20 protein-coding genes are annotated in these 18,667 nt (G+C 66.0%); 12 read left to right on the forward strand and 8 right to left on the reverse strand.

What is annotated here, in order from left to right; translation table 11 throughout:
• Window positions 1-3 precede the first annotated feature (3 nt).
• Genes AC1DVR_RS20850 through AC1DVR_RS20875 form a run of 6 tightly spaced genes read left to right on the forward strand, consistent with a single transcriptional unit; the run spans window position 4 to window position 5,614 of the window.
• Window positions 4-912 (forward strand): carbohydrate ABC transporter permease, encoded by a 909-nt coding sequence (locus AC1DVR_RS20850; protein ID WP_478002539.1) that lies wholly within the window; start codon window positions 4-6, stop codon window positions 910-912.
• Entirely contained in the window at window positions 909-1,751 is an 843-nt protein-coding gene (locus AC1DVR_RS20855) for a carbohydrate ABC transporter permease (RefSeq protein ID WP_478002540.1), read from the forward strand. Before AC1DVR_RS20850 ends, AC1DVR_RS20855 begins: the two co-directional genes overlap by 4 nt.
• Entirely contained in the window at window positions 1,748-2,599 is an 852-nt protein-coding gene (locus tag AC1DVR_RS20860) for a PfkB family carbohydrate kinase (protein ID WP_478002541.1), read from the forward strand. The genes AC1DVR_RS20855 and AC1DVR_RS20860 overlap by 4 nt, the downstream gene beginning before the upstream one ends.
• Window position 2,600: 1 nt before the next feature.
• A complete protein-coding gene (locus AC1DVR_RS20865) occupies window positions 2,601-3,983 on the forward strand; it encodes an NAD(P)/FAD-dependent oxidoreductase (protein ID WP_478002542.1) in 1,383 nt (460 codons plus the stop codon).
• An 18-nt stretch (window positions 3,984-4,001) separates the two neighbouring features.
• Complete coding sequence (locus tag AC1DVR_RS20870; RefSeq protein ID WP_478002543.1) at window positions 4,002-5,096, forward strand: ABC transporter ATP-binding protein; 1,095 nt, start codon at window positions 4,002-4,004, stop codon at window positions 5,094-5,096.
• 53 nt (window positions 5,097-5,149) lie between these two features.
• Window positions 5,150-5,614 carry an Lrp/AsnC family transcriptional regulator gene (locus AC1DVR_RS20875; protein ID WP_478002544.1) on the forward strand — a complete coding sequence of 155 codons (465 nt, stop codon included), beginning with the start codon at window positions 5,150-5,152 and terminating at the stop codon, window positions 5,612-5,614.
• A gap of 414 nt (window positions 5,615-6,028) precedes the next feature.
• Here AC1DVR_RS20875 and AC1DVR_RS20880 read toward each other — a convergent pair whose 3' ends face one another.
• The 3 genes from AC1DVR_RS20880 to AC1DVR_RS20890 form a co-directional block, all read right to left on the reverse strand.
• Window positions 6,029-6,196: a hypothetical protein gene (locus AC1DVR_RS20880; RefSeq protein WP_478002545.1), complete on the reverse strand. Its 168-nt coding sequence runs from the start codon at window positions 6,194-6,196 to the stop codon at window positions 6,029-6,031.
• Window positions 6,197-6,320: 124 nt separating this feature from the next.
• On the reverse strand, window positions 6,321-6,632 hold the full coding sequence (locus AC1DVR_RS20885; RefSeq protein ID WP_478002546.1) for a hypothetical protein: 312 nt from the start codon (window positions 6,630-6,632) through the stop codon (window positions 6,321-6,323).
• Window positions 6,633-6,662: 30 nt separating this feature from the next.
• Window positions 6,663-7,568, reverse strand: a complete 906-nt coding sequence (locus AC1DVR_RS20890; protein WP_478002547.1) for a LysR family transcriptional regulator — start codon at window positions 7,566-7,568, stop codon at window positions 6,663-6,665.
• A 99-nt stretch (window positions 7,569-7,667) separates the two neighbouring features.
• On the opposite strand from AC1DVR_RS20890, the gene AC1DVR_RS20895 reads away from it, so the two are divergent.
• Window positions 7,668-7,991 (forward strand): nuclear transport factor 2 family protein, encoded by a 324-nt coding sequence (locus tag AC1DVR_RS20895; protein ID WP_478002548.1) that lies wholly within the window; start codon window positions 7,668-7,670, stop codon window positions 7,989-7,991.
• On the forward strand, window positions 7,988-8,767 hold the full coding sequence (locus AC1DVR_RS20900; protein WP_478002549.1) for an SDR family oxidoreductase: 780 nt from the start codon (window positions 7,988-7,990) through the stop codon (window positions 8,765-8,767). The genes AC1DVR_RS20895 and AC1DVR_RS20900 overlap by 4 nt, the downstream gene beginning before the upstream one ends.
• A 400-nt stretch (window positions 8,768-9,167) precedes the next feature.
• On the opposite strand, the gene queE is transcribed toward AC1DVR_RS20900, so the two are convergent.
• From queE to queC, 3 genes are read right to left on the reverse strand one after another with little or no spacing between them, the layout of a single operon-like run.
• Window positions 9,168-9,872: a 7-carboxy-7-deazaguanine synthase QueE gene (gene queE, locus AC1DVR_RS20905; RefSeq protein WP_478002550.1), complete on the reverse strand. Its 705-nt coding sequence runs from the start codon at window positions 9,870-9,872 to the stop codon at window positions 9,168-9,170.
• Window positions 9,869-10,222 carry a 6-pyruvoyl trahydropterin synthase family protein gene (locus AC1DVR_RS20910; protein ID WP_478002551.1) on the reverse strand — a complete coding sequence of 118 codons (354 nt, stop codon included), beginning with the start codon at window positions 10,220-10,222 and terminating at the stop codon, window positions 9,869-9,871. Before AC1DVR_RS20910 ends, queE begins: the two co-directional genes overlap by 4 nt.
• Window positions 10,222-10,923: a 7-cyano-7-deazaguanine synthase QueC gene (gene queC / locus AC1DVR_RS20915; RefSeq protein ID WP_478002552.1), complete on the reverse strand. Its 702-nt coding sequence runs from the start codon at window positions 10,921-10,923 to the stop codon at window positions 10,222-10,224. Before queC ends, AC1DVR_RS20910 begins: the two co-directional genes overlap by 1 nt.
• A gap of 315 nt (window positions 10,924-11,238) precedes the next feature.
• Here queC and AC1DVR_RS20920 point away from each other — a divergent pair, with 315 nt between their 5' ends.
• A complete protein-coding gene (locus tag AC1DVR_RS20920; protein ID WP_478002553.1) occupies window positions 11,239-13,287 on the forward strand; it encodes an ATP-dependent helicase in 2,049 nt (682 codons plus the stop codon).
• 4 nt (window positions 13,288-13,291) lie between these two features.
• Complete coding sequence (locus tag AC1DVR_RS20925; protein WP_478002554.1) at window positions 13,292-13,639, forward strand: cation efflux transmembrane domain-containing protein; 348 nt, start codon at window positions 13,292-13,294, stop codon at window positions 13,637-13,639.
• A gap of 60 nt (window positions 13,640-13,699) precedes the next feature.
• Here AC1DVR_RS20925 and AC1DVR_RS20930 read toward each other — a convergent pair whose 3' ends face one another.
• Together AC1DVR_RS20930 and AC1DVR_RS20935 are read right to left on the reverse strand one after the other, a co-directional pair.
• Window positions 13,700-15,337 (reverse strand): flotillin family protein, encoded by a 1,638-nt coding sequence (locus tag AC1DVR_RS20930; RefSeq protein WP_478002555.1) that lies wholly within the window; start codon window positions 15,335-15,337, stop codon window positions 13,700-13,702.
• A 27-nt stretch (window positions 15,338-15,364) separates the two neighbouring features.
• The gene (locus AC1DVR_RS20935) at window positions 15,365-16,060 is read right to left on the reverse strand and encodes an OB-fold-containig protein (protein WP_478002556.1); all 696 of its coding nucleotides are present in this window, start codon (window positions 16,058-16,060) and stop codon (window positions 15,365-15,367) included.
• A 616-nt stretch (window positions 16,061-16,676) separates the two neighbouring features.
• On the opposite strand from AC1DVR_RS20935, the gene AC1DVR_RS20940 reads away from it, so the two are divergent.
• A complete protein-coding gene (locus tag AC1DVR_RS20940; RefSeq protein ID WP_478002557.1) occupies window positions 16,677-18,038 on the forward strand; it encodes a tyrosine-type recombinase/integrase in 1,362 nt (453 codons plus the stop codon).
• Between the two features lie 125 nt (window positions 18,039-18,163).
• The gene (locus AC1DVR_RS20945) at window positions 18,164-18,607 is read left to right on the forward strand and encodes a hypothetical protein (RefSeq protein WP_478002558.1); all 444 of its coding nucleotides are present in this window, start codon (window positions 18,164-18,166) and stop codon (window positions 18,605-18,607) included.
• Window positions 18,608-18,667: the final 60 nt, after the last annotated feature.

The raw sequence follows: 18,667 nt of genomic DNA on the forward strand, positions 1-18,667 counted from the left end.
ACCATGGCAACCCTTCCCGGCGCGGGTTTGCGCCGGGGTCTGGCGGGGCTGTGGTCCCTGCGCTGGGTCGCGGTGGCGGTCGTGATCGTGGGCGGCTTTGTCTACTGGCCGATCCTCGACAACTTTCGCGTCAGCCTGACCCATCAGGACATCTTCACCGGCGAGGTCACCCCCGCCGGTCTGGAAAACTACCAGCGCCTCACCGAAGACCCGGTGATCGCGACAGCACTCTGGAACAACGCGGCCTATGCGGTGATTTCGGTGATCTTCCAGGTCTTCGGCGCCTTCGTGCTGGCGGCGATCATCGAGGGCCTCGGCTCGGCGCGCTGGCGGGCGATCTGGCGGGCGGTCTATTTCATCCCCTCGGCGATTTCGACCACGGTCACCGGGCTGCTCTTCTACTTCATCTACCAGCCCAACATGGGGCTGCTGGACGGGCTGTTGACCGGCATGGGCTTGGGCGACTGGTCGCGGGTCTGGCTCGGCGATGCGAATACCGCGATCTATGCGATCATCGCGATGAGCCAGTGGCAGGGTTTCGGCTATTCGGCGCTGCTCTTCTCCGTCGCGATCCAGAAGATCCCGGGTGAGCTTTACGACGCGGCCCGGATGGATGGGGCAGGGCCGCTGCGCCAGCTCTGGTCGATCACCCTGCCGATGACGCGCGAGATGACGGGGATGATGGTGATCATCACCGTGACCGGCGCCTTTCAGGTTTTCAACGAGGTCATGGTGATGACGAGCGGCGGGCCCAACAACTCCAGCCAAGTTCTGGGGACATGGCTTTACGAACAGGGCTTCAGCCAGAACGACATGGGCTATGCGGCGGCGATCGGCGCTTTGATCTTCGCGATCACCATGGCCTGCGGCGTGGCGCAGCTTTGGCTCAACGGCCGCAGGAGGTTCGCATGACGGCGCTGTCTTCCGCCCCGGCCTTCTGGCCCACGATGGCGCGGGCTTTCCTGTGGGCGCTGTTGCTGGCGATCGGGGTTCTGGTGCTCTATCCGCTGCTCTGGATGGCCTTGGGCGGGTTTCGGACCAATGCGCAGATCTTCAACGACCCCTTCGGCCTGCCCACCAGCTGGTCGCTGGCGAATTATGCCGAGGCCTGGGGGGCGACACGGGGCTACCTGTTCTCCAGCCTCACGGTGACGCTGGTTTCCACGGTTTCGACCGTGCTGATCAGCGCCTGGGCCGCCTTTGGCCTGACGCGGACCAAGGTGCCGGGGCAGCCGGTGATCGTGGCCTTCATCCTTGGCGGCATGATGCTGTCGCCCACCGTCGCCCTGGTGCCTCTGGTGCGGATGCTGCAGGCCATCGGGCTTTACGACACGCAAAGTGCGCTGATCCTCCTCTACACCGCCTTTCGGGTGCCCTTCACCACCTTCCTGATCCGCGCCTATATGCTGGATCTGCCGCGCGACCTGGACGAGGCCGCGACGATGGATGGTGCCAGCCCCGGCCAGATCTTCCGCCGCATCATCCTGCCCCTGTGCAGCCCGATCCTGATCTCCTGCATCGTGCTCCATATCCTCTTTGCCTGGAACGAATATCTCTTCGCCATGATCTTCACCAACAGCCCCGGCGTGCAGACGCTGCCCGTGGGCCTGACCTCCATGATGTCGAAACAGGGCACCAACTTTGCCGCCCTTTTCGCCGCCATGACGATCTCGGCCCTGCCCATCGTGATCCTGTTCTTCCTCACGCAACGCTACTTCATCCGTGGCCTGACCGAGGGGATCGGCAAATGACCAAGCCTTTGATCGCCGTGGGCGACAATTGCCTCGACCTGTTCCTGACACGGGGGCAGATGGCCTTTGGCGGCAATGCCTTGAACGTGGCCATGCAGTGGCACCGTCAGGGCCTTGCGGCACGCTATTTCGGTGTGACCGGCACGGATGAGGCTGGCGCCCTGATGCGCGCCGCCGTGGCGCGGGGCGGGCTGGACGTTGCGGATATGGAGGAGCGTGCCGGCACCACCGCCGTCACCCTTCTGCAGGAAAAGAACGGCGACCGCCGGTTTTTGCTGGAGGATCTGGGGGTTGGCCTGCACTACCGGCCCGATGCGGCGCGGATGGCGGCGCTGGGTGAGGCGGGATGGGTGCATCTGGGCACCAACTCCGCCCCCGAACTGGTCCGCGATCTGGCGGGGATGGGGGTGGCGTTCAGCGTCGATGTTTCGACCCGGCATCAGGACTTGGATCTGGCGGGGGTGGCCTTGGTGCTCGCCTCCGGCCCCGATGCCGAGGACGCGCCGGTTAGGCCCGCGATCGAGGCGCTGCTGGCGCGGGGGGCTTCGCGGGTCGTGCTGACCTGCGGGGCGCGGGGGGCTTTTTTCTACGACGGCTCAGCCCTGTTGCACCAGCCCGCCGCCCCGGCGCTTGTGGTCGATACCTGCGGCGCGGGCGACAGTTTCATCGCGGCCTTTCTGGCGGAACACATGGTCCACGCCCGCCCCGCCGCCTTTGCCATGGCTGCGGCGGCGCTGGCTGCGGCGGAGACCTGCGGCCATGGCGGCGGCTATCCGCAGGTTCTGGGGGCGATCCCGCAGACCCTGCTCGACCACTACGCCACCACCATTGCAGAGGCAGGGTCCTGACATGACGCACTATTCCTTCCGACCCGTCGCCATTGCCCGGGATCGCAGCTTCTGGCTGCAGGACGCGGGCGCCCGCGCCGCCTCGGCCCCTTTGTCCGGCCCGGCGCGCTGTGATGTGGCGATCATCGGTGGCGGCTATTGCGGGCTGTGGACCGCCTTGCGGCTGAAGGCCGCGGCCCCGGCTTTGCAGGTCATGGTGCTGGAGGCCGATATCTGCGGCGGCGGCGCCTCGGGCCGCAATGGCGGGCAGGTCCACAGCTGGTTCGCCGAGATCGACCTTCTGGAGCGGGTGGTGGGCAAGGCAGAGGCGCTGCGCCTGTGTCAGGCCACGGCCGATGCGATCGAGGAACTGGCGGGGCTGCAGGCCTCGGGCCAGATCGACATGGAGCTGCGGCTGGATGGCTGGCTCTGGACCGCCAGCTCCAAGGCGCAGGAGGGGGCGTGGAAGGGTGCCACCGAAGGCGGCAAGACCCCGCTCCGCCCGCTGGATGCGGCAGAGATCCTGCAGCGCACCGGCACCCGCAGCAGCTATCAAGGCGTGATCGAGGACCGCGCGGGCACGGTTCACCCGGCCAAACTGGCCTTGGGGCTGCGGGCGCTGGCGCTGTCGAAAGGCGTCGTGCTGCACGAGGGAACCCCGGTGCAGCGCATCGAAAGCGGCAAGCCGTGCCGGTTGGTCACCCCGGGCGGCGTGGTGCAGGCCGGCAAGGTCGTGATCGCGACCAATGCCTGGAGCGCGTCGCTGGCCGAGATTCATCCCTATCTTTACGTCGTGGACAGCCAGATCATCGCGACCGACCCGATGCCTGAGCTTTTGCCTTGGGCCAGCGGCGCCTCGATCTGCGATGCGCAGGCGCATGTGCTGTACTGGCAGCAGACCAGGCAGGGCAGGGTGATCTTTGGCCGGGGCAGCGGCGGGATCGCCTATGGTGACCGGCTGGGGCAGGGCTTCAACCGGGGCACCAAGGGGCCCGCGGCCAATCTGGCCGAACTGGCGCGGGTCTACCCCGAACTGGCAAAGGCCCGCGCGGCCTATCACTGGAGCGGGCCGATTGACTGTGTGGCCGAACACCTGCCGGTCTTTGGCCATTTGAGCGGCGAGCCGGACATTGTCTTCGGCCTCGGGTTCAACGGCACCGGCATCGCGCAGATCCCGGTGGCGGGGCATATCCTGGCCAGTCTGGTGCTGGGGCGCGATGACGAATGGGCGCGCTCGGGCCTTGTCGGCCTGAAATCCCGCACCAGGCTGCCACCCGAACCCTTCCGCTATATCGGCGCCCGCGTCGTGCGCGCCGCCATCTCGCGCCGCAACGCGGCCGAGATCCGCAACCAAAGCCCCGGCGCGCTGGTGCGCTTCCTTTCCACGCTCACCCCCGGGCATTAAGGCTCAGAAAGACAGACCATGGCAGAGCTTCACCTGCGCGGCATTCAGAAGACCTTCGGCAGCATGCCGGTGCTGCATGGCATCGACCTCGACATCGCCTCGGGCGAGTTCGTGGCCTTTGTCGGCCCTTCGGGCTGCGGGAAATCCACCCTCTTGCGCTGCATCGCGGGGCTGGAGGAGATCACCCAAGGCACGCTGGCCATCGACGGCAAGGTGATGAACCAGGTTCCCCCGGCGGCGCGCGGCATTGCGATGGTGTTCCAGTCCTACGCGCTTTACCCGCATATGACGGTGTTCCAGAACATGGCCTTCGGCCTGCAGATCGCCCGCCTGCCCAAGGCCGAGGTTGCGGCCCGCGTCGCCGAGGCGGCCGAGAAGCTGCAGCTGACGCCTTACCTTGCGCGCTATCCCAAGGCCCTGTCGGGCGGCCAGCGCCAGCGCGTCGCCATCGGCCGCGCCATCACCCGCAACGCCGGGGTCTTCCTGTTTGACGAGCCCTTGTCCAACCTCGACGCCGCCCTGCGCGCCTCGACCCGGGTCGAGATTGCCGCGCTGAAAAAGGCGCTGCCGGGCACGACAATGATCTATGTCACCCATGATCAGGTCGAGGCGATGACCCTGGCCGACCGGATCGTGGTGCTGCGCGGTGGCAAGATCGAGCAGGTGGGCAGCCCGGTCGATCTGTACCGCCGCCCGGCCAATCTGTTCGTGGCGGGTTTCATCGGCTCGCCCAGCATGAACATCTTTCCGGCCCGGATGACTCCTGAGGGCGAAGGGCTGCGGGTGACGCTCGACACCGGCGCCAGTCTGGCGCTGCCGCTTGCGGCCAGCGCCGCGACGTCGGGCCAGCTTGGCATCCGCCCGGAGGATCTGACCCTTTGCGAGCCCGGCGAGGCGCTGGTCTCCGGCACGATCCGGCTGGTCGAACAGCTGGGCGAGGTGCAGCTTCTGCATGTCGAAGGCGCGGCCCGCTTCATCGCCAAGGTGCCGGGCGATCTGGCGGTGCGGGATGGCGAAACCGTCGCCTTCCGCGCGGCGCCGAGGGCGGTGCATCTGTTCGATGCGGCCGGGCAGAACCTCCTCGCGCCGCCGCCCGCCCTCGCGCTGTCCTGATACCCCAAAGCAGCAAACTTGCGCCGCAGGGCCGATCTCATTACCAATCTGGCATGAGCAAAGACCTCGACCCCATCGACCGCCGGATCCTGAACGAGCTGCAGCGGGACGGGCGCCTGACCCATCAGGAGCTGAGCGAGCGGGTGAATCTGTCGCCCACGCCCTGCGCGCGCCGGGTCCGGCTGCTGGAGGAGAAGGGCTATATCACCGGCTATTCGGCGCTGGTGGACGAGGCCAAGATGGGGTTCGGCTTCACGGTCTTCGTCTCGGTCCAGCTGGATCGCCAGATCGACGAGCGGCTGGTGACCTTCGAGAAGGCGCTGGCGGGCTTTCCCGAGGTGGTGGATTGCTGGCTGATGACCGGCACGCGCGATTACCTTCTGCGCATCGCGGTCGCCGATCCGCAGGAGTTCGAACGCTTCCTGACCGGCAGGCTGACCAAGGTGCCGGGCGTGGCCTCGCTGGAATCCTCGATCCCGATCCGGAGGGTCAAGGGCCGGCAATCGCGGCTGGCCTGACAGGGCGGGCCAAAGGGGCGGGGCTGCGCTGCCGACTCCCGCCCGCGTTCGGGCCGCGTGCCCCTGTCTTCGCGCAACGCCAGATCCAGACCGCTCGGCGCCGGGCCAAGCAGGTCATCGGCCAGGGTGCGCTTGCGCGTGGCGATCATCACCTGAGCCTCATCCCGCGCTGCAGTCTGACATTCGGCAGGCGGGCCTGCGCGTCCGGGCCCAGTTCGGCCAATGCGTGATGGAAGGGCCGCGCCGCCCATCACCCAGCCGTCGCCGGAGCCGCCGCGCATCAGGTTGCTGCCGGCGTCGGCCTGCATGGCGTCATCGGCCGCGCTGCCATTCTTGAAATCGCTGTCACGGCTGCCAAACAGGTGGTCTTCGTCCTCTTCGTCTGTGCCGTTGATCAGGGTGCACGCGCTCATTTCAAAGTCCGTCGCCATTGCCCACCACGATTTCCGCCCCGGCCCCGGCGTTGGAATTGTCGGGCGATCCGGGCAGGCGCAGGTCGATCCAGTCAGCGCCGACCGTGCCGGCGGCCTGGCTGTTGCCGCCGCCGGTCTTGCCCAGGCCCACGTGGCGATACAGGGTCACGGGCGCGTCCTGGTTATGCTTCGGAACGCAGGTCGTTTTGCTGGTCCTCAAGAGATATGCGTTGAATGGGGCGGCGCACGAGAGGTGATGCGTGCTGCTGTGCCCCCCTTTGGCGACAGGAAGATCACCGTGTCGGAGCCGTTCGGCGCGAAATGGGGCAGGTGGCGCCGGCCTCGCGCATCTGGCGGGCCTTAAGGTCGCGGCTGCATGAGATTCCCTGCCCGTTCCGTCTGGGGATGCGCCCGCATTCGAGCACGCCCTTTGCCGTTCGGTTGCAGCGCAACATCATGCCATCCTGATTGACGGCGAAGACGGCCAGGTCGATCTTCGTTGCGATCGCCCAAAGCAGGGCCGCGTCCGCAATTCCGCTGCGGCGGCCGGCGATTTCCTGCAGGACCGGCCAGATCAGCGAAGGAAACCCAGAAGCCGGACCCATCGGCATCGGGCTGAATGGGGCATGGGCCGGTCAGGGCCTCGGCTGCGGGGCGCTTGCCTTTTCGCGCACCAGGGCCAGGAAGGCCGCAAACCCGGCGGAAGGGTTGCGCCGCCCGGGGTAATACAGGCAAAAACCCGGGCGCGGCGGGGTCCAGTCCTCCAGCAGGCGGATCAGGCGACCGCTGGCAAGATCCTCGGCCACGCCCGCTTCGATGAAAAAGCCGATGCCCGCGCCTTCCAGCACCGCCATCCGCGCGACCGAGGCCTCGTCCAGGGTCAGCCGCCCCCTCGCCTCGAATTGCAGCTGATTTCCGTCCTTTTCAAAGGGCCAGCGCAGCAAGCCGCCGTTGGGCAGACGGACCCGGATGCACTGGGCGGGGTCAAGGTCTGCCGGCGACCGCGGCGCCGGATGGACCGCAAGCCAGCCGGGCGAGGCCACCACGGCATGGCGCTGCGTCGCCCCGAGGGGCACGGCGATCATGTCGCGCGGCACGAGGTCGGCGGTGCGGATGCCAAGGTCAAAGCCCTCGGCCACGATATCGACCAGCCGCCCCTCGGTCACCAGATCGACCTGCATTTCCGGGTAGCGGCGCAGGAATTCCAGGATCAGCGGCGCCACCGCCCGGCCCGCCTGCACCGAGGCATTGACCCGCAACATGCCAGAAGGCGTCTCGCGCTGCGAGCGGGCGCTGTCGAGGGCGAGGCGGATCTCGGCCAGGGCTGGCGCGACGCGGGCCACGAACTCCCGCCCGGCATCGGTCAGCGACACGCTGCGCGTGGTGCGGTTGAAAAGCCGCACGCCGAGGTTCGCCTCCAGCCGCGCGATAGTGTGCGAAAGGGCGGTGGTCGACATGGCAAGGTCCAGCGCCGCCGCCCGGAACGACCCGCGCCGCGCGATGGTCAGCACCGCCTCGAGCCCTTTCAGCCCGCCTTCCATGATTATCCCGATCCTGTCATCGACTGGTCCCGGTTTATCCCGATTATCCTGGGTTCTGTCGAGGCCTATGTTCCCTTGACCCAACCAAGGAGCCTTCCGATGACCCTTCCCCCCGCGATTGCGACCTATTTCGCCGCAGAACCCGCGCAAGACGGCGCCGCCTTCGCCGCGGCCTTTGCCCCCGATGCCCTGGTGCAGGACGAGGGCGCGACCCACCGCGGCCCCGCAGAGATCCGCGCCTGGTGGCTGGCGGCCAAGGCGAAATACAACCACAGCGCCACCCCCCTCGACCTGACCGAGGTCGCGGGCAAGACCGTGGTCCGCGCCCGGGTCAGCGGCGATTTCCCCGGCAGCCCGGCCGTGCTGCGCTTCACCTTCGGCCTGGCGGGCGAGCGCATCTCTGACCTGAGGATCGGCGCATGACCGGTTTCCTGACCTTGCAGGGCAAGCGCGCCCTGATCACGGGCGGCACGCAAGGCGCCGGCGCGGCCACGGTGGCGCTCTTCCGCGAGCTTGGCGCCACGATCCTGACCACGGCCCGCAACCGGCCCGCGACCCTGCCGGAAGCAGCCTTCGTTGCCGCCGACCTGACGACGCCAGAGGGCTGCGCGACCGTGGCCGCGGCGGTGCGCGACCGGCTCGGCGGGGTGGATATCGTAGTCCACATGCTCGGCGGCTCGTCGTCCCCCGGCGGAGGCTTTGCTGCCCTGGGCGATGCGGAATGGCAGGCGGAGCTGGATCACAACCTGATGCCCGCCGTCCGTCTGGACCGGGCGCTTCTGCCCGCGATGGTGGCGCAGGGCGCGGGCGTGGTGATCCATGTCACCTCGATCCAGCGCCTCCTGCCGCTGCCCGAGGCCACCACCGCCTATGCCGCCGCCAAGGCCGCGCTGTCGACCTACAGCAAGAGCCTGTCGAAGGAAGTCTCGCCCAAAGGCGTCCGGGTGCTGCGCGTGGCCCCCGGCTGGATCGAGACCGCGGCCTCGATCCGGCTGGCGGAACGGCTGGCAGAGGAGGCAGGGACGGATCTTGCCGGCGGCAAGAGGATCATCATGCAAAGCCTCGGCGGCATCCCCCTCGGCCGCCCCTCGACCCCGGCCGAGATCGCAAGCCTGGTGGCCTTCCTCGCCTCCGACCGCGCGGGCAGCATCACCGGGGTGGAATATGTGATCGACGGGGGCACGGTCCCCACCGCCTGACGCCCGCGCGGCAGGCCGTGCCAGAAGTGCGTGCCAGGAGGGCGCGAAGGCCCCGGGCCGCGGACCCCAACGCGCCGCCGCCCTTTCCCCTCGCGTCGCCCGCGTCAAAGGACGCGCAACCGAAGATATGCCGGGAAGGAGGGCGTCACAGCCCTCCACATCCAACCAGCCATCTGCACCGGTACGCGCCCACCAGCGATGACCCGAGCATAGCGGGTGCAGGAGGCGAGGGAATTGCAGGAGTGGCGGGCATGAGGGCTCCCGACGGACCCATGCCGCGCTGCGGCCTCAGCCTCGAGTCCGGGTCGGGCAGAGGCGATTGCATCGGGCTGATGGCGGCGCAAATGCATCCCATGGTGTCTTCAGGAGATCTCGCTCTGCGATGGCCCCGGCACGCAGGCTACACGCCACGACGGTTGCCCCAGATCAGGACATGCAGTTGCGGCAGAATGCGCGGTGTCAGCCAGCCGCGGCCCACCGTCGCCTCGACCAGCCACAGCATCCGGTCGGCGAGCGCCTGGGGATCGACCGGCTTTTCGGGATCGACCTCGGGATTGCCGGGCTGCAGGTAAAGTGGCAGGCTTGGGTAGCGGGCGGAGGCGGCGCGCGCCCAGGCGAGGTCGGTCTCGTCGAAGATCACGATCTTCATGATCTTCTCGGTCGTCCCGGCCGCCGCGATGCAGGCGTCGAAAGCGGCCCAGTCCGGGGTTTCGCCGCTGGAGGGCGGTTTGGGCGACAGGACCAGCAGGGCAAGGTCAGCGAACCACGGACGGGCGACCGAGCCCTGCGTCTCGCAGGCGAAGCTGTAGCCGCTCTCGCGGCCAAGTGCGATCACCGGGGCGAAGTCCTGCAGGGCCGGATTGCCGCCCGAGATCGACACCAGCACCGGCTGATCGCCCGAAAGGCGCGCAACCTCGGCCATGATGGCGGGCGGCTCCATTGGCGCCCAGGTGTGGCGAAAGCTGCTGTCGACGGCGTGCAGGCTGTCGCACCAGGTGCAGCGGTAGTCGCAGCCGCCGGCCCGGATGAAGACCGTCGGCTGCCCGATCAGCGCGCCCTCGCCCTGGATCGTCGGGCCGAAGATTTCGGCGATGCGCAGAGTCATGGCCGGAACTCCGCCCAGGTCTTGGGCGTCTCGGATACCCGCACCGCCACCACCTCGGGCCAGCGCGCCCGCGCCCAATCGTGGAAATGCCGCGCCATCGCCTCGGCGGTGGTCGGGCCCTCCAGCACCTCGTTCAGGTGGCGGTGGTCGAAGTGGTCGTCGATATAGGCTTTCAGGGCGGACAGTTCGAGATAGTCGCGCACGAAGCCGTCCGCGTTCAGCTCCGCCGCCGCGAGTTCGACCACGACCACGTAGTTGTGGCCATGCAGCCGCGCACAGGGGTGGTCAGCGGCCAGATGCGACAGCTGGTGCGAGGCCGAGAAGTGGAATTCCTTGGCGATGCGATACATCAGCTTGCCCCCCGCGAGGCCACGGCGGCGCGCCAGAAATCCGGGTCGGCATAGGGTGTGGGGTCTTGCACCCCGGCCAGATCGAAGGCCTCGCGCCGCTCCACGCAGGTGCCGCAGCGGCCGCAATGGATCTCGCCGCCCTTGTAGCAGGACCAGGTTTCAACGTAGGGCGTGCCGACGCGGGCGCCTTCGGTCACGATATCGGCCTTGGTCCGGTGGACGAAGGGTACAAGCAGCGCCACCTCGGCATAGCCGTCGAGCGCTGCCCGCTGCATCGCCGCGAAAGCCTCGGTGAAGGCGGGGCGGCAGTCGGGGTAGATGAAATGGTCGCCGCCATGCACCGCCGTCGCCACCGCGTCATCACCATTGGCGGCGGCCACGCCGAAAGCCACGGTCAGCATGATCGCGTTGCGGTTCGGCACCACGGTGATGCGCATGGTCTCCTCGGCATAATGCCCGTCTGGCACCGCGATGTCGTCGGTCAGGGCCGAGCCGGTCAGTGCGGCGCCGATGGCGCGCAGGTCGACCAGATGGAAGGGCACGCCCAGCCGTTCGGCGGTGCGGCGCGCAAAGTCCAGCTCCTTGCGATGCCTCTGGCCGTAGTCGAACGAGACGATGCGGCTGAGGTTCCCCTCGGCGGCAAGGATATGGGCAAGCGAAACAGAATCGAGTCCGCCGGAGCAGACAACAGCAGTCTTCATGATGGGGCCCTTGTTTTGATGACCGGGTAGGCTGCGACCGGTTGGGCGGCTGATACCGTGGCCGCCGCCATCATGCAACCAACCTGAGGGGGGCTGAGCGTCGAAGCGCGAAGCGGGCATGGGGCCATTGGAGGCTCGATCTGAGCTTTATTCCGTCGAGAGGGCCATCAAACCATTTCCGGTCGACTCGTCCTGGCGCTTGGCCGCCGCGGCCATTTCGGAAGGCACTTGGCGCGAAAGCTACCTGTTCCGCTTCTGTTCTATTTGATGTAACCTGTTCCGAACCGCCCGGAAGCAGGCGGAGGGGGCAGTTCGATGCAGGTATCCTATCTCGACAAACTGAACGACCGGCAGCGGCAGGCGGTGGAGTTTGGCGCGGGCGTGGGCCTGCCGCCGCCCTTGCTGATCATCGCGGGCGCGGGGTCGGGCAAGACCAACACGCTGGCGCATCGCGTGGCGCATCTTCTGGTGGGCGGGGCCGACCCGCGCCGCATCTTGCTGATGACCTTCTCGCGCCGCGCCGCGACCGAACTGACCCGAAGGGTGGAAAAGATCACGACCGAGGCGCTGGGGCAGGGCTACGCCGCCGAGGCGCTGACCTGGGCCGGCACCTTCCACGGCATCGGCGCCCGCCTTCTGCGCGAGCACGCGCTGGAGATCGGTCTGAACCCGGACTTCTCGATCCATGACCGCGAGGATTCCGCCGATCTGATGAACCTCACCCGGCATAGCCTGGGCTTCTCCAGGACCGAAAGCCGGTTTCCCGCCAAGGGCACCTGCCTCGCCATCTATTCCCGTGCAGTGAATGCCGAGGAACCCCTGGCCGAGGTCTTGCGCCAGACCTTCCCCTGGTGCGCCAGCTGGGAGGCGGAGTTGAAGCGCCTCTTTGCCGCCTATGTCGAAGCCAAGCAGGCGCAGAACGTGCTGGATTATGACGACCTCTTGCTGGCCTGGGCGCAGGTGCTGGAGCATCCCGACTTTGCCGCCCATATCGGCGCCACCTGGGACCATGTGCTGATCGACGAATACCAGGACACCAACCGCCTGCAATCGCGCATCCTTCTGGCGCTGAAGCCGGATGGCCGCGGTCTGACCGTGGTCGGCGACGATGCCCAGTCGATCTATGCTTTCCGGGCGGCGACGGTGCGCAACATCCTCGACTTCCCCAAGGCCTTCACCCCGCCCGCCGAAGTGATCACGCTCGAGCGCAACTACCGCTCCACCCAGCCGATCCTCGCCGCCGCCAATGCGGTGATCGAAGAGGCGCGCGAGCGTTTCACCAAGTCGCTCTGGACCGACCGTTTGTCCGCCGAAAAGCCCCGCCTCGTCACCCTGTTGAACGAGTCCGACCAGGCCCGCCATTTCGTCGACCAGATCCTTCTGAACCGGGAAACCGGCATGCGGCTGATGAACCAGGCCGTCCTTTTCCGCACCTCCAGCCATTCCGGGCAGATCGAGGTCGAGCTGACCCGCCGCAACGTGCCTTTCGTGAAATTCGGCGGGCTGAAATTCCTCGACAGCGCCCATGTGAAAGACCTGCTGGCGGTGCTGCGCTTTGCGCAGAACCCGCGTGACCGGGTGGCAGGGTTCCGCGTGCTGCAACTGGTGCCGGGGATCGGTCCGACCGCCGCCGGCAAGGTGCTGGATGCCCTGGCGCCGCATCTCCACCCGATGGAGGCCCTGACGACCCTGCCGCCGCCGCCCCGCGCCGGAACCGCCTGGAAAGACCTGATCGAGGCCCTGAGCGGACTTGATGCTGCCGACTGGCCCGCTGGTCTCGCAAGGGCGCGCGCCTGGTATGACCCGCATCTGGAACGCCTGCACGAGGATGCGGAAACCCGCCGTGCCGACCTTCTGCAACTGGAGCAGATCGCCGCCGGCTACCCGTCCCGCGAACGCTTTCTGACCGACCTGACGCTCGACCCGCCGGATGCGACGGGCGGCCAGGCCGGCGTGCCCTTGAAGGATGACGATTACCTGATCCTGTCCACCATCCACTCCGCCAAGGGGCAGGAATGGCGCGCCGTCTTCGTGCTGAACGTGGTCGACGGCTGCATCCCCTCCGACCTCGGCACCGGCTCCAGCGCCGAAATCGAGGAGGAGCGCCGCCTGCTCTACGTCGCGATGACCCGCGCAAAAGACCAGCTGACCCTCGGCGTGCCGCTGCGCTTCTACGTCACCCAGCAGACCCGCCACGGCGACCGCCATATCCACGCCATGCGCAGCCGCTTCATCGCGCGCGCGATGCTGGACAGGTTCGAGGTCATCCACTGGTCGCCACCGATCATGGCCGACGGAAGGCCCAGACCGAGCGCGCCGAAGCCGATCGACGTCTCGGCCAGGATGCGCGGGATGTGGGGCTAATCCGGTGCCGCCCGATGCGGTCAACCGGTCTCTCACTGGTATCGGGGCTCTGGCGGTCAACCTGACCTGTGCCTTCCGTCTGTCTGGTCACAGGCATCTTAGCGGAAGCCCGACCAAGGCCGCCTTCCTGTCAGCACGAAATGATGCTTTGGCGAATATCGCCCTCATCGGCGCGGGTTTCGTGACGGCTTATACCCTGTCGGTCTGGCCTGATGTCGTAGCAGATCTTGCCATCGCGGTGATGGACCTGGACGCTGCGCACGAGGTCTGGGAGGCTGCGCCTGAGGAAGATCGCGCGGCGAGGGCTGCCACGGTGCGATCGCTGCATTTGCACTATTTCCGTCGCCCGTAAGTGGCTTTCCGGAGGGCCAGGGAATTGGGGGCCGATCGGCCACGGCCCCCAGGTCACCGACTATGACTTGGCCTTATCCGGTTGCGACGGCGCTGTCTTGGGGTCGCTCAGGATGCCGGTCAGCCCGTCGTCGAAGTTCATGCCAAGCTCCTCGCCCAGCTTCTTCATGGCGGGCAGTTGCAGGGCCGCCCCGAGCATCGCGTCAAATGCCTGGTTGACCGGGGCCTTGGCGGCGTCCCCCCCACCCCCAGCATTCCCATTCAGCCCGTTGATCTGGTTGATCCGGATGAACTCGATCTTTTCGGCCGGCTTCACCATCTCGGCGACGATCCGCGGCATGGCTTCAAGCTTGGCCAGGGCGATCCGAAGGGCGATGATCTCGGGCGAGAGGGTGTTTTCGGAATTCGCGAGCGCCTGGCGGCCCTCGGCTTCTGCAAGCAGGTCCGTTTTCTTCGCGGCAGCCCGGATTGTCAGCGCATCGGCTTCGCCTTGAGCGAACTCCCGCACCGCAGCGGCGCGGTCAACCGCGGCAGAGCGTTCGGCACCGGCGGCAAGCTGGATCCTGGTCGCTTCGCGTTCGGCTTCGCGGCGCGCTTCGATCACGGCAATCTCGCGGGTCCGCTCCGCCACGGCGATGGCGCGGGCGGTCTCGATGGCTTCTGCCGCCTTGGTCGCCTCGGCGCGCGCCGCGTCGGCCGAGGCGCGGGCCCGGCTTTCCGCCTCGGATTTCTCGGCGATGATGATCTGGCGGTCCTGGTTGGCCACCTCGATATCGCGTTCCTTGCTGATCTGCGCCTCTTCGATCGTGCGGGCGCGGGCGATTTCGGCCGACTTGATGTCCTGCTCGCGCTTGATCCGGGCGCGTTCGGTTTCGGATTCCGCCTGTTCGCGGGCCTGGGCCAGTTGCGAGTTCTGCGCCGCCTTCATCAGGTCGATTTCCTGAACCCGGGCAAGGCGCGCCTCCTCCTGATCGCGCGCGATCTGAAGCTTCCGCTTCTCGCCCTCCATCACCGAGAGGGCCACCGAAACCTCGGCCTCGGCGTCGATCTCGGCGCGTTCCTTCTTCGACTTGGCGATCACTTCGGCGAGTTTGCGCATGCCGACCGCGTTGAAGGCGTTGTTTTCGTCCAAGGCGCCGAAGGGTGTCTGGTCAAGTGCTGTCAGCGACACGCTTTCCAGCTCCAGCCCGTTCTTCAGCAGGTCGTTGGCGACGGTGTTCTGCACCTCCTGCACAAAGGTGGTGCGGTTTTCATGCAGCTCGTCCATGGTCATCCGGGCCGCCACCGCGCGCAAGCCGTCAATCAGCTTGCCCTCGATCATTTCGCGCAAGAGGTTCACGTCGAAGGTGCGCGCGCCCAAAGTCTGCGCCGCCCGCGAGATCCCGTCTTCGGTCGCTTGCACCGAGACGTAGAACTCCACGCCGACATCCACCCGCATCCGGTCTTTGGTGATCAGCGCCCCTTCATCGGCGCGCTTCACTTCGAGCCGGAAGGTTTTCATGTTCACCGGGCTGATTTCGTGCAGCAAGGGCAGCACGATGACCCCGCCATCCATGATCACGCGCTTGCCACCGGCCCCGGTCTTGACAAGGCTCACCTCACGGCTGGCCCGGCGGTAGAGCCGTCCAAGCAGCAGACCGATCAGCAAGAGGAAGACGACGACCGCCGCTATGGCGATTAACAAGGTCTTGAGGTCCATCAGGCGCAGCCTTTCAGAAGGGGAAAGTCATGACAGGGGCAGGATGCGAAGGCTCCAGCGATCTGGCCCGAGCCTTTCGCGCAGGGTAAGGACTTCGGTGCCCTCGCCGATCACGTCGGTCGGGCTGAAGGGTTCGCAGCGCATGTAATGGATGTTGCCATGCCGGTCGCGCAGCCGGACCTCGGCGGCAGAGCCTGTCCGTGCCGTGCCTTGGGTGACCACACCGCGCAGGCCGCCCATGAATTGCGCCGAGGTGGCGCTGGTTTCCAGGCGCGGAACGAAGCGGCCGAAGAATTTTGCGAATTGGCGCGTGAAGATCAGGGCTGTTGCTGCCGCCATGAGCACGACGAGCGCGGTCGGCAGCGCGCTGGCGGTCAAGGCCTGAAACACAAACCCGCCGAGGCCAAAGCTGAACAGCATCGCGGCCAGCCAGATCATCAGCGGCACATCCTGCAAGCCGATCATGGCCATCAACCCGTTGTCGGGAAGGCTCGGTTCCACCTGGCTCAGGGCCGCGCTCGCCTCAAGGAGCTGCGGCACATCCGGCGTCGCCCCATGCGCAAGATCGAACTGCGCATGCAGGGCCGCAACCTCTCCGGGCAGCTCCACGTCAACATCGTGACCGTGCAGGGACACGCCGAGCAGGAGGAACACGAATTCCAGAAGCAGCAAAGCAGCCATCAACCCCAGCGCGAACGTGAAAGGCGCATAGGCTGCAGACAAGGCTTGATCCATCAAAGGGCCTCAGGAATTCCTCACCCCTCATAAGATGGTGAGGCCGCGCCGCAGCGCAAGCGGTAACTGCAGAAGTTGTTGGATTCCGCGCCCGATCTGCAGCCCGACCCGGAGGCTCGGGTGCCGCATTGTCAGGAACGATTGCTTGCGCCGATGGCCGGACACCGGCGAAGTCAAGGTTCTGCGACAAGCGCTGCTCCCGGCCTTGCGGCGCCCGGATGGCGAGCCGCGTCGCGCGAAGACCGGCCGGATCGCTCGGACGTCGTCCCGTCACAACCATACAGGAATGCGGAGTGCTGCCAGATGAAACGCGTAGCCCGACTGCGGCGTCAAGAAGATCGCTCTGAGGAGCGCCAGAAAATCGGTTGTGTTTTCAAAGGGGAAAGGTGGTGCCCAGAGCCGGAATCGAACCAGCGACACGCGGATTTTCAATCCGCTGCTCTACACCCTCTTTGGGTCTTGAATAGAACGCTGAGATTGGTCTATGTATCTGAAATAAGATAACTTTGACAGAACCTCTAGATGCAGGTGGCTGCAAATAGTTGCAGGGTATCGCAGGAAGTGGCAGGGATTTTGTTGCCCATATGTTGCCCAGGAGATGGAAGTGACTGAGGTAAAGCAAGTTCTGAGCGATCTGACCCTTCGGCGGTTGAAGCCGACTGGAAAGAGGTTCTTCATCAAAGATGAAACGGTGAAGGGACTTCGCGCGCGTGTGTCCGTTGACGGCGTCGCGACGTTCACATTCACCGGCCGGGATGCAACGTCGAGGATTGCCCAGGTGACGCTTGGGCGCTACCCCGAAATGTCACTCAAGGCCGCTCGCGAAGAGGCCCTGAGCAAAAGGGCCGACCTTAAGGCGGGTGTCCAGGTCAACGAACAGAAGCGGCAGCTGCGTGTTGCAGTAGCGACTGAGAACGAAGTCCTCACGCTTGAGAAGCTGGTCACAGAGTATGAAGCCAAGTTTGCGCCAAGCAAGCAGATCTGGCGCCCGCGTGGACCGAGATCGACAAAGGCTGAGGCTCGCATGGTCATCGAAAGGGTCTTTCTGACGCTCATGCAGAAAGATGTCGCAAAGCTGACCGCAGAAGATTTCGCAAAGGCGACGTCGACATATGTGCGCGTCAAGCCGACCGAAGGGAAGACGACCGCAAACGGACAGGTGTCGCGGGCGAGGGCATATCTTGGCCCTGTGCTCGACTGGGCTTCCGGGCGAAAAAGCTTCGCCAAGATTGGCGCATCACGGACGCCACGAGTAGCGGTCGCCAATCTTGCCGAGGTTCACGACCCGGCCATCGACGACCCGACGATCACCGGCGAAAGAGACCGTATTCTGACCGAGGCTGAGCTGAGGGTCATAGTTCCCTTGCTAACGTGGCCTGCGCCCAAAATCGGCAAGCTCCGGAACTCCCCGGAGAGCGAGTTTCGTCCCGTCGCACTACGCTTTACGCTTCTGACGGCTTCAAGGCGTGAGGAGGTCTGCGCCATGCGGTGGGAGCATCTGGACCGCGAAAACCGCGTCTGGTTCAAACCCAAGGTCAAAACCACAAAAGGAAAACAGCGCAGCCAGTTTCTGCCTTTGTCTGATGCAGCCATGGATATCCTTCGGATGTTGCCGGGCTGGGGCGACCCGAATTCCAAAGGTATCGTCTTTCCAAGCAGCACGGGCACGACCCCGCTGGGTAACTGGCAGAGATTTCAGACGGCCATGGAGGAAGCGACAGGCACGTCTGGTTGGCATCGCCACGATTTGCGTCGCACGGCCGCGTCCATCATGCATGCTGTCAAGGTCCCGGTCTCCGTCATTGCGCAGATCATTGCACATACAGATCCGCTCAAACAGGCGGGCGTCGGTGGGGCAACAGGGCACTACATCAAACTCACCCGGATTCTAGCAAATCAGCGTGACCCGCAGGAAGAGGGCTTAGAAAAGTTGGCACAGGCCATTGAAATGATTGTGGAAAGCTAAAGTTAGCCGCCCTTGGATTGACGATGCCGCAGCTCAGACCAGAAGGCGGATTTGCGAGCGAAAACCCAAACACTCTTCGCCTCTGATCCTATATTCGTAGTCGAGCATCCAGCGGGGGCCATGGGGTGATCACGGGCTGCGGCCCGATCGATGGCATGGTGGCCCTGCTCGGCACACGCGAAGGGTTTGAGGTCGATGTCGTCGACCGCAACGAGCGCCGTTCTGCTCTGGTCGCCGTCATTTGGGTCTCGCCCGAGACCCTGCTGAACTTTCAGCGCGAGGCTGTTCATCCCAAACCGCATGTCGGTCGCGCCACCCGCGATCCAGACCTTAGCCCCCGCCGGAAACGCGATCATGCCCGGTCCAGAACCTGCACCAGACGCATCAGCGCCATTGGGTCAAGGGTCGCGCCGACGGCCAGCTTGCGTCCATTGGTCAGGGTGATTTCGACACGGTCGTTGATGCTGGGTAAGCGGTGCGACGGCCCCGTGGTTCCGGGGCGAAGGTCTTTCGGGCATGCCGCCCTGCAACTGAGTTTGCAGGAGTTTGGCAGTGGAACACCAAAATGAGCACCGGATGGAGGTTCCCAGTCGCAAGGGAGTTTCGCGCATCGAGGTTCTGGATGGGCC

This window comes from Rhodobacter sp. P2_H5, assembly GCF_056403335.1.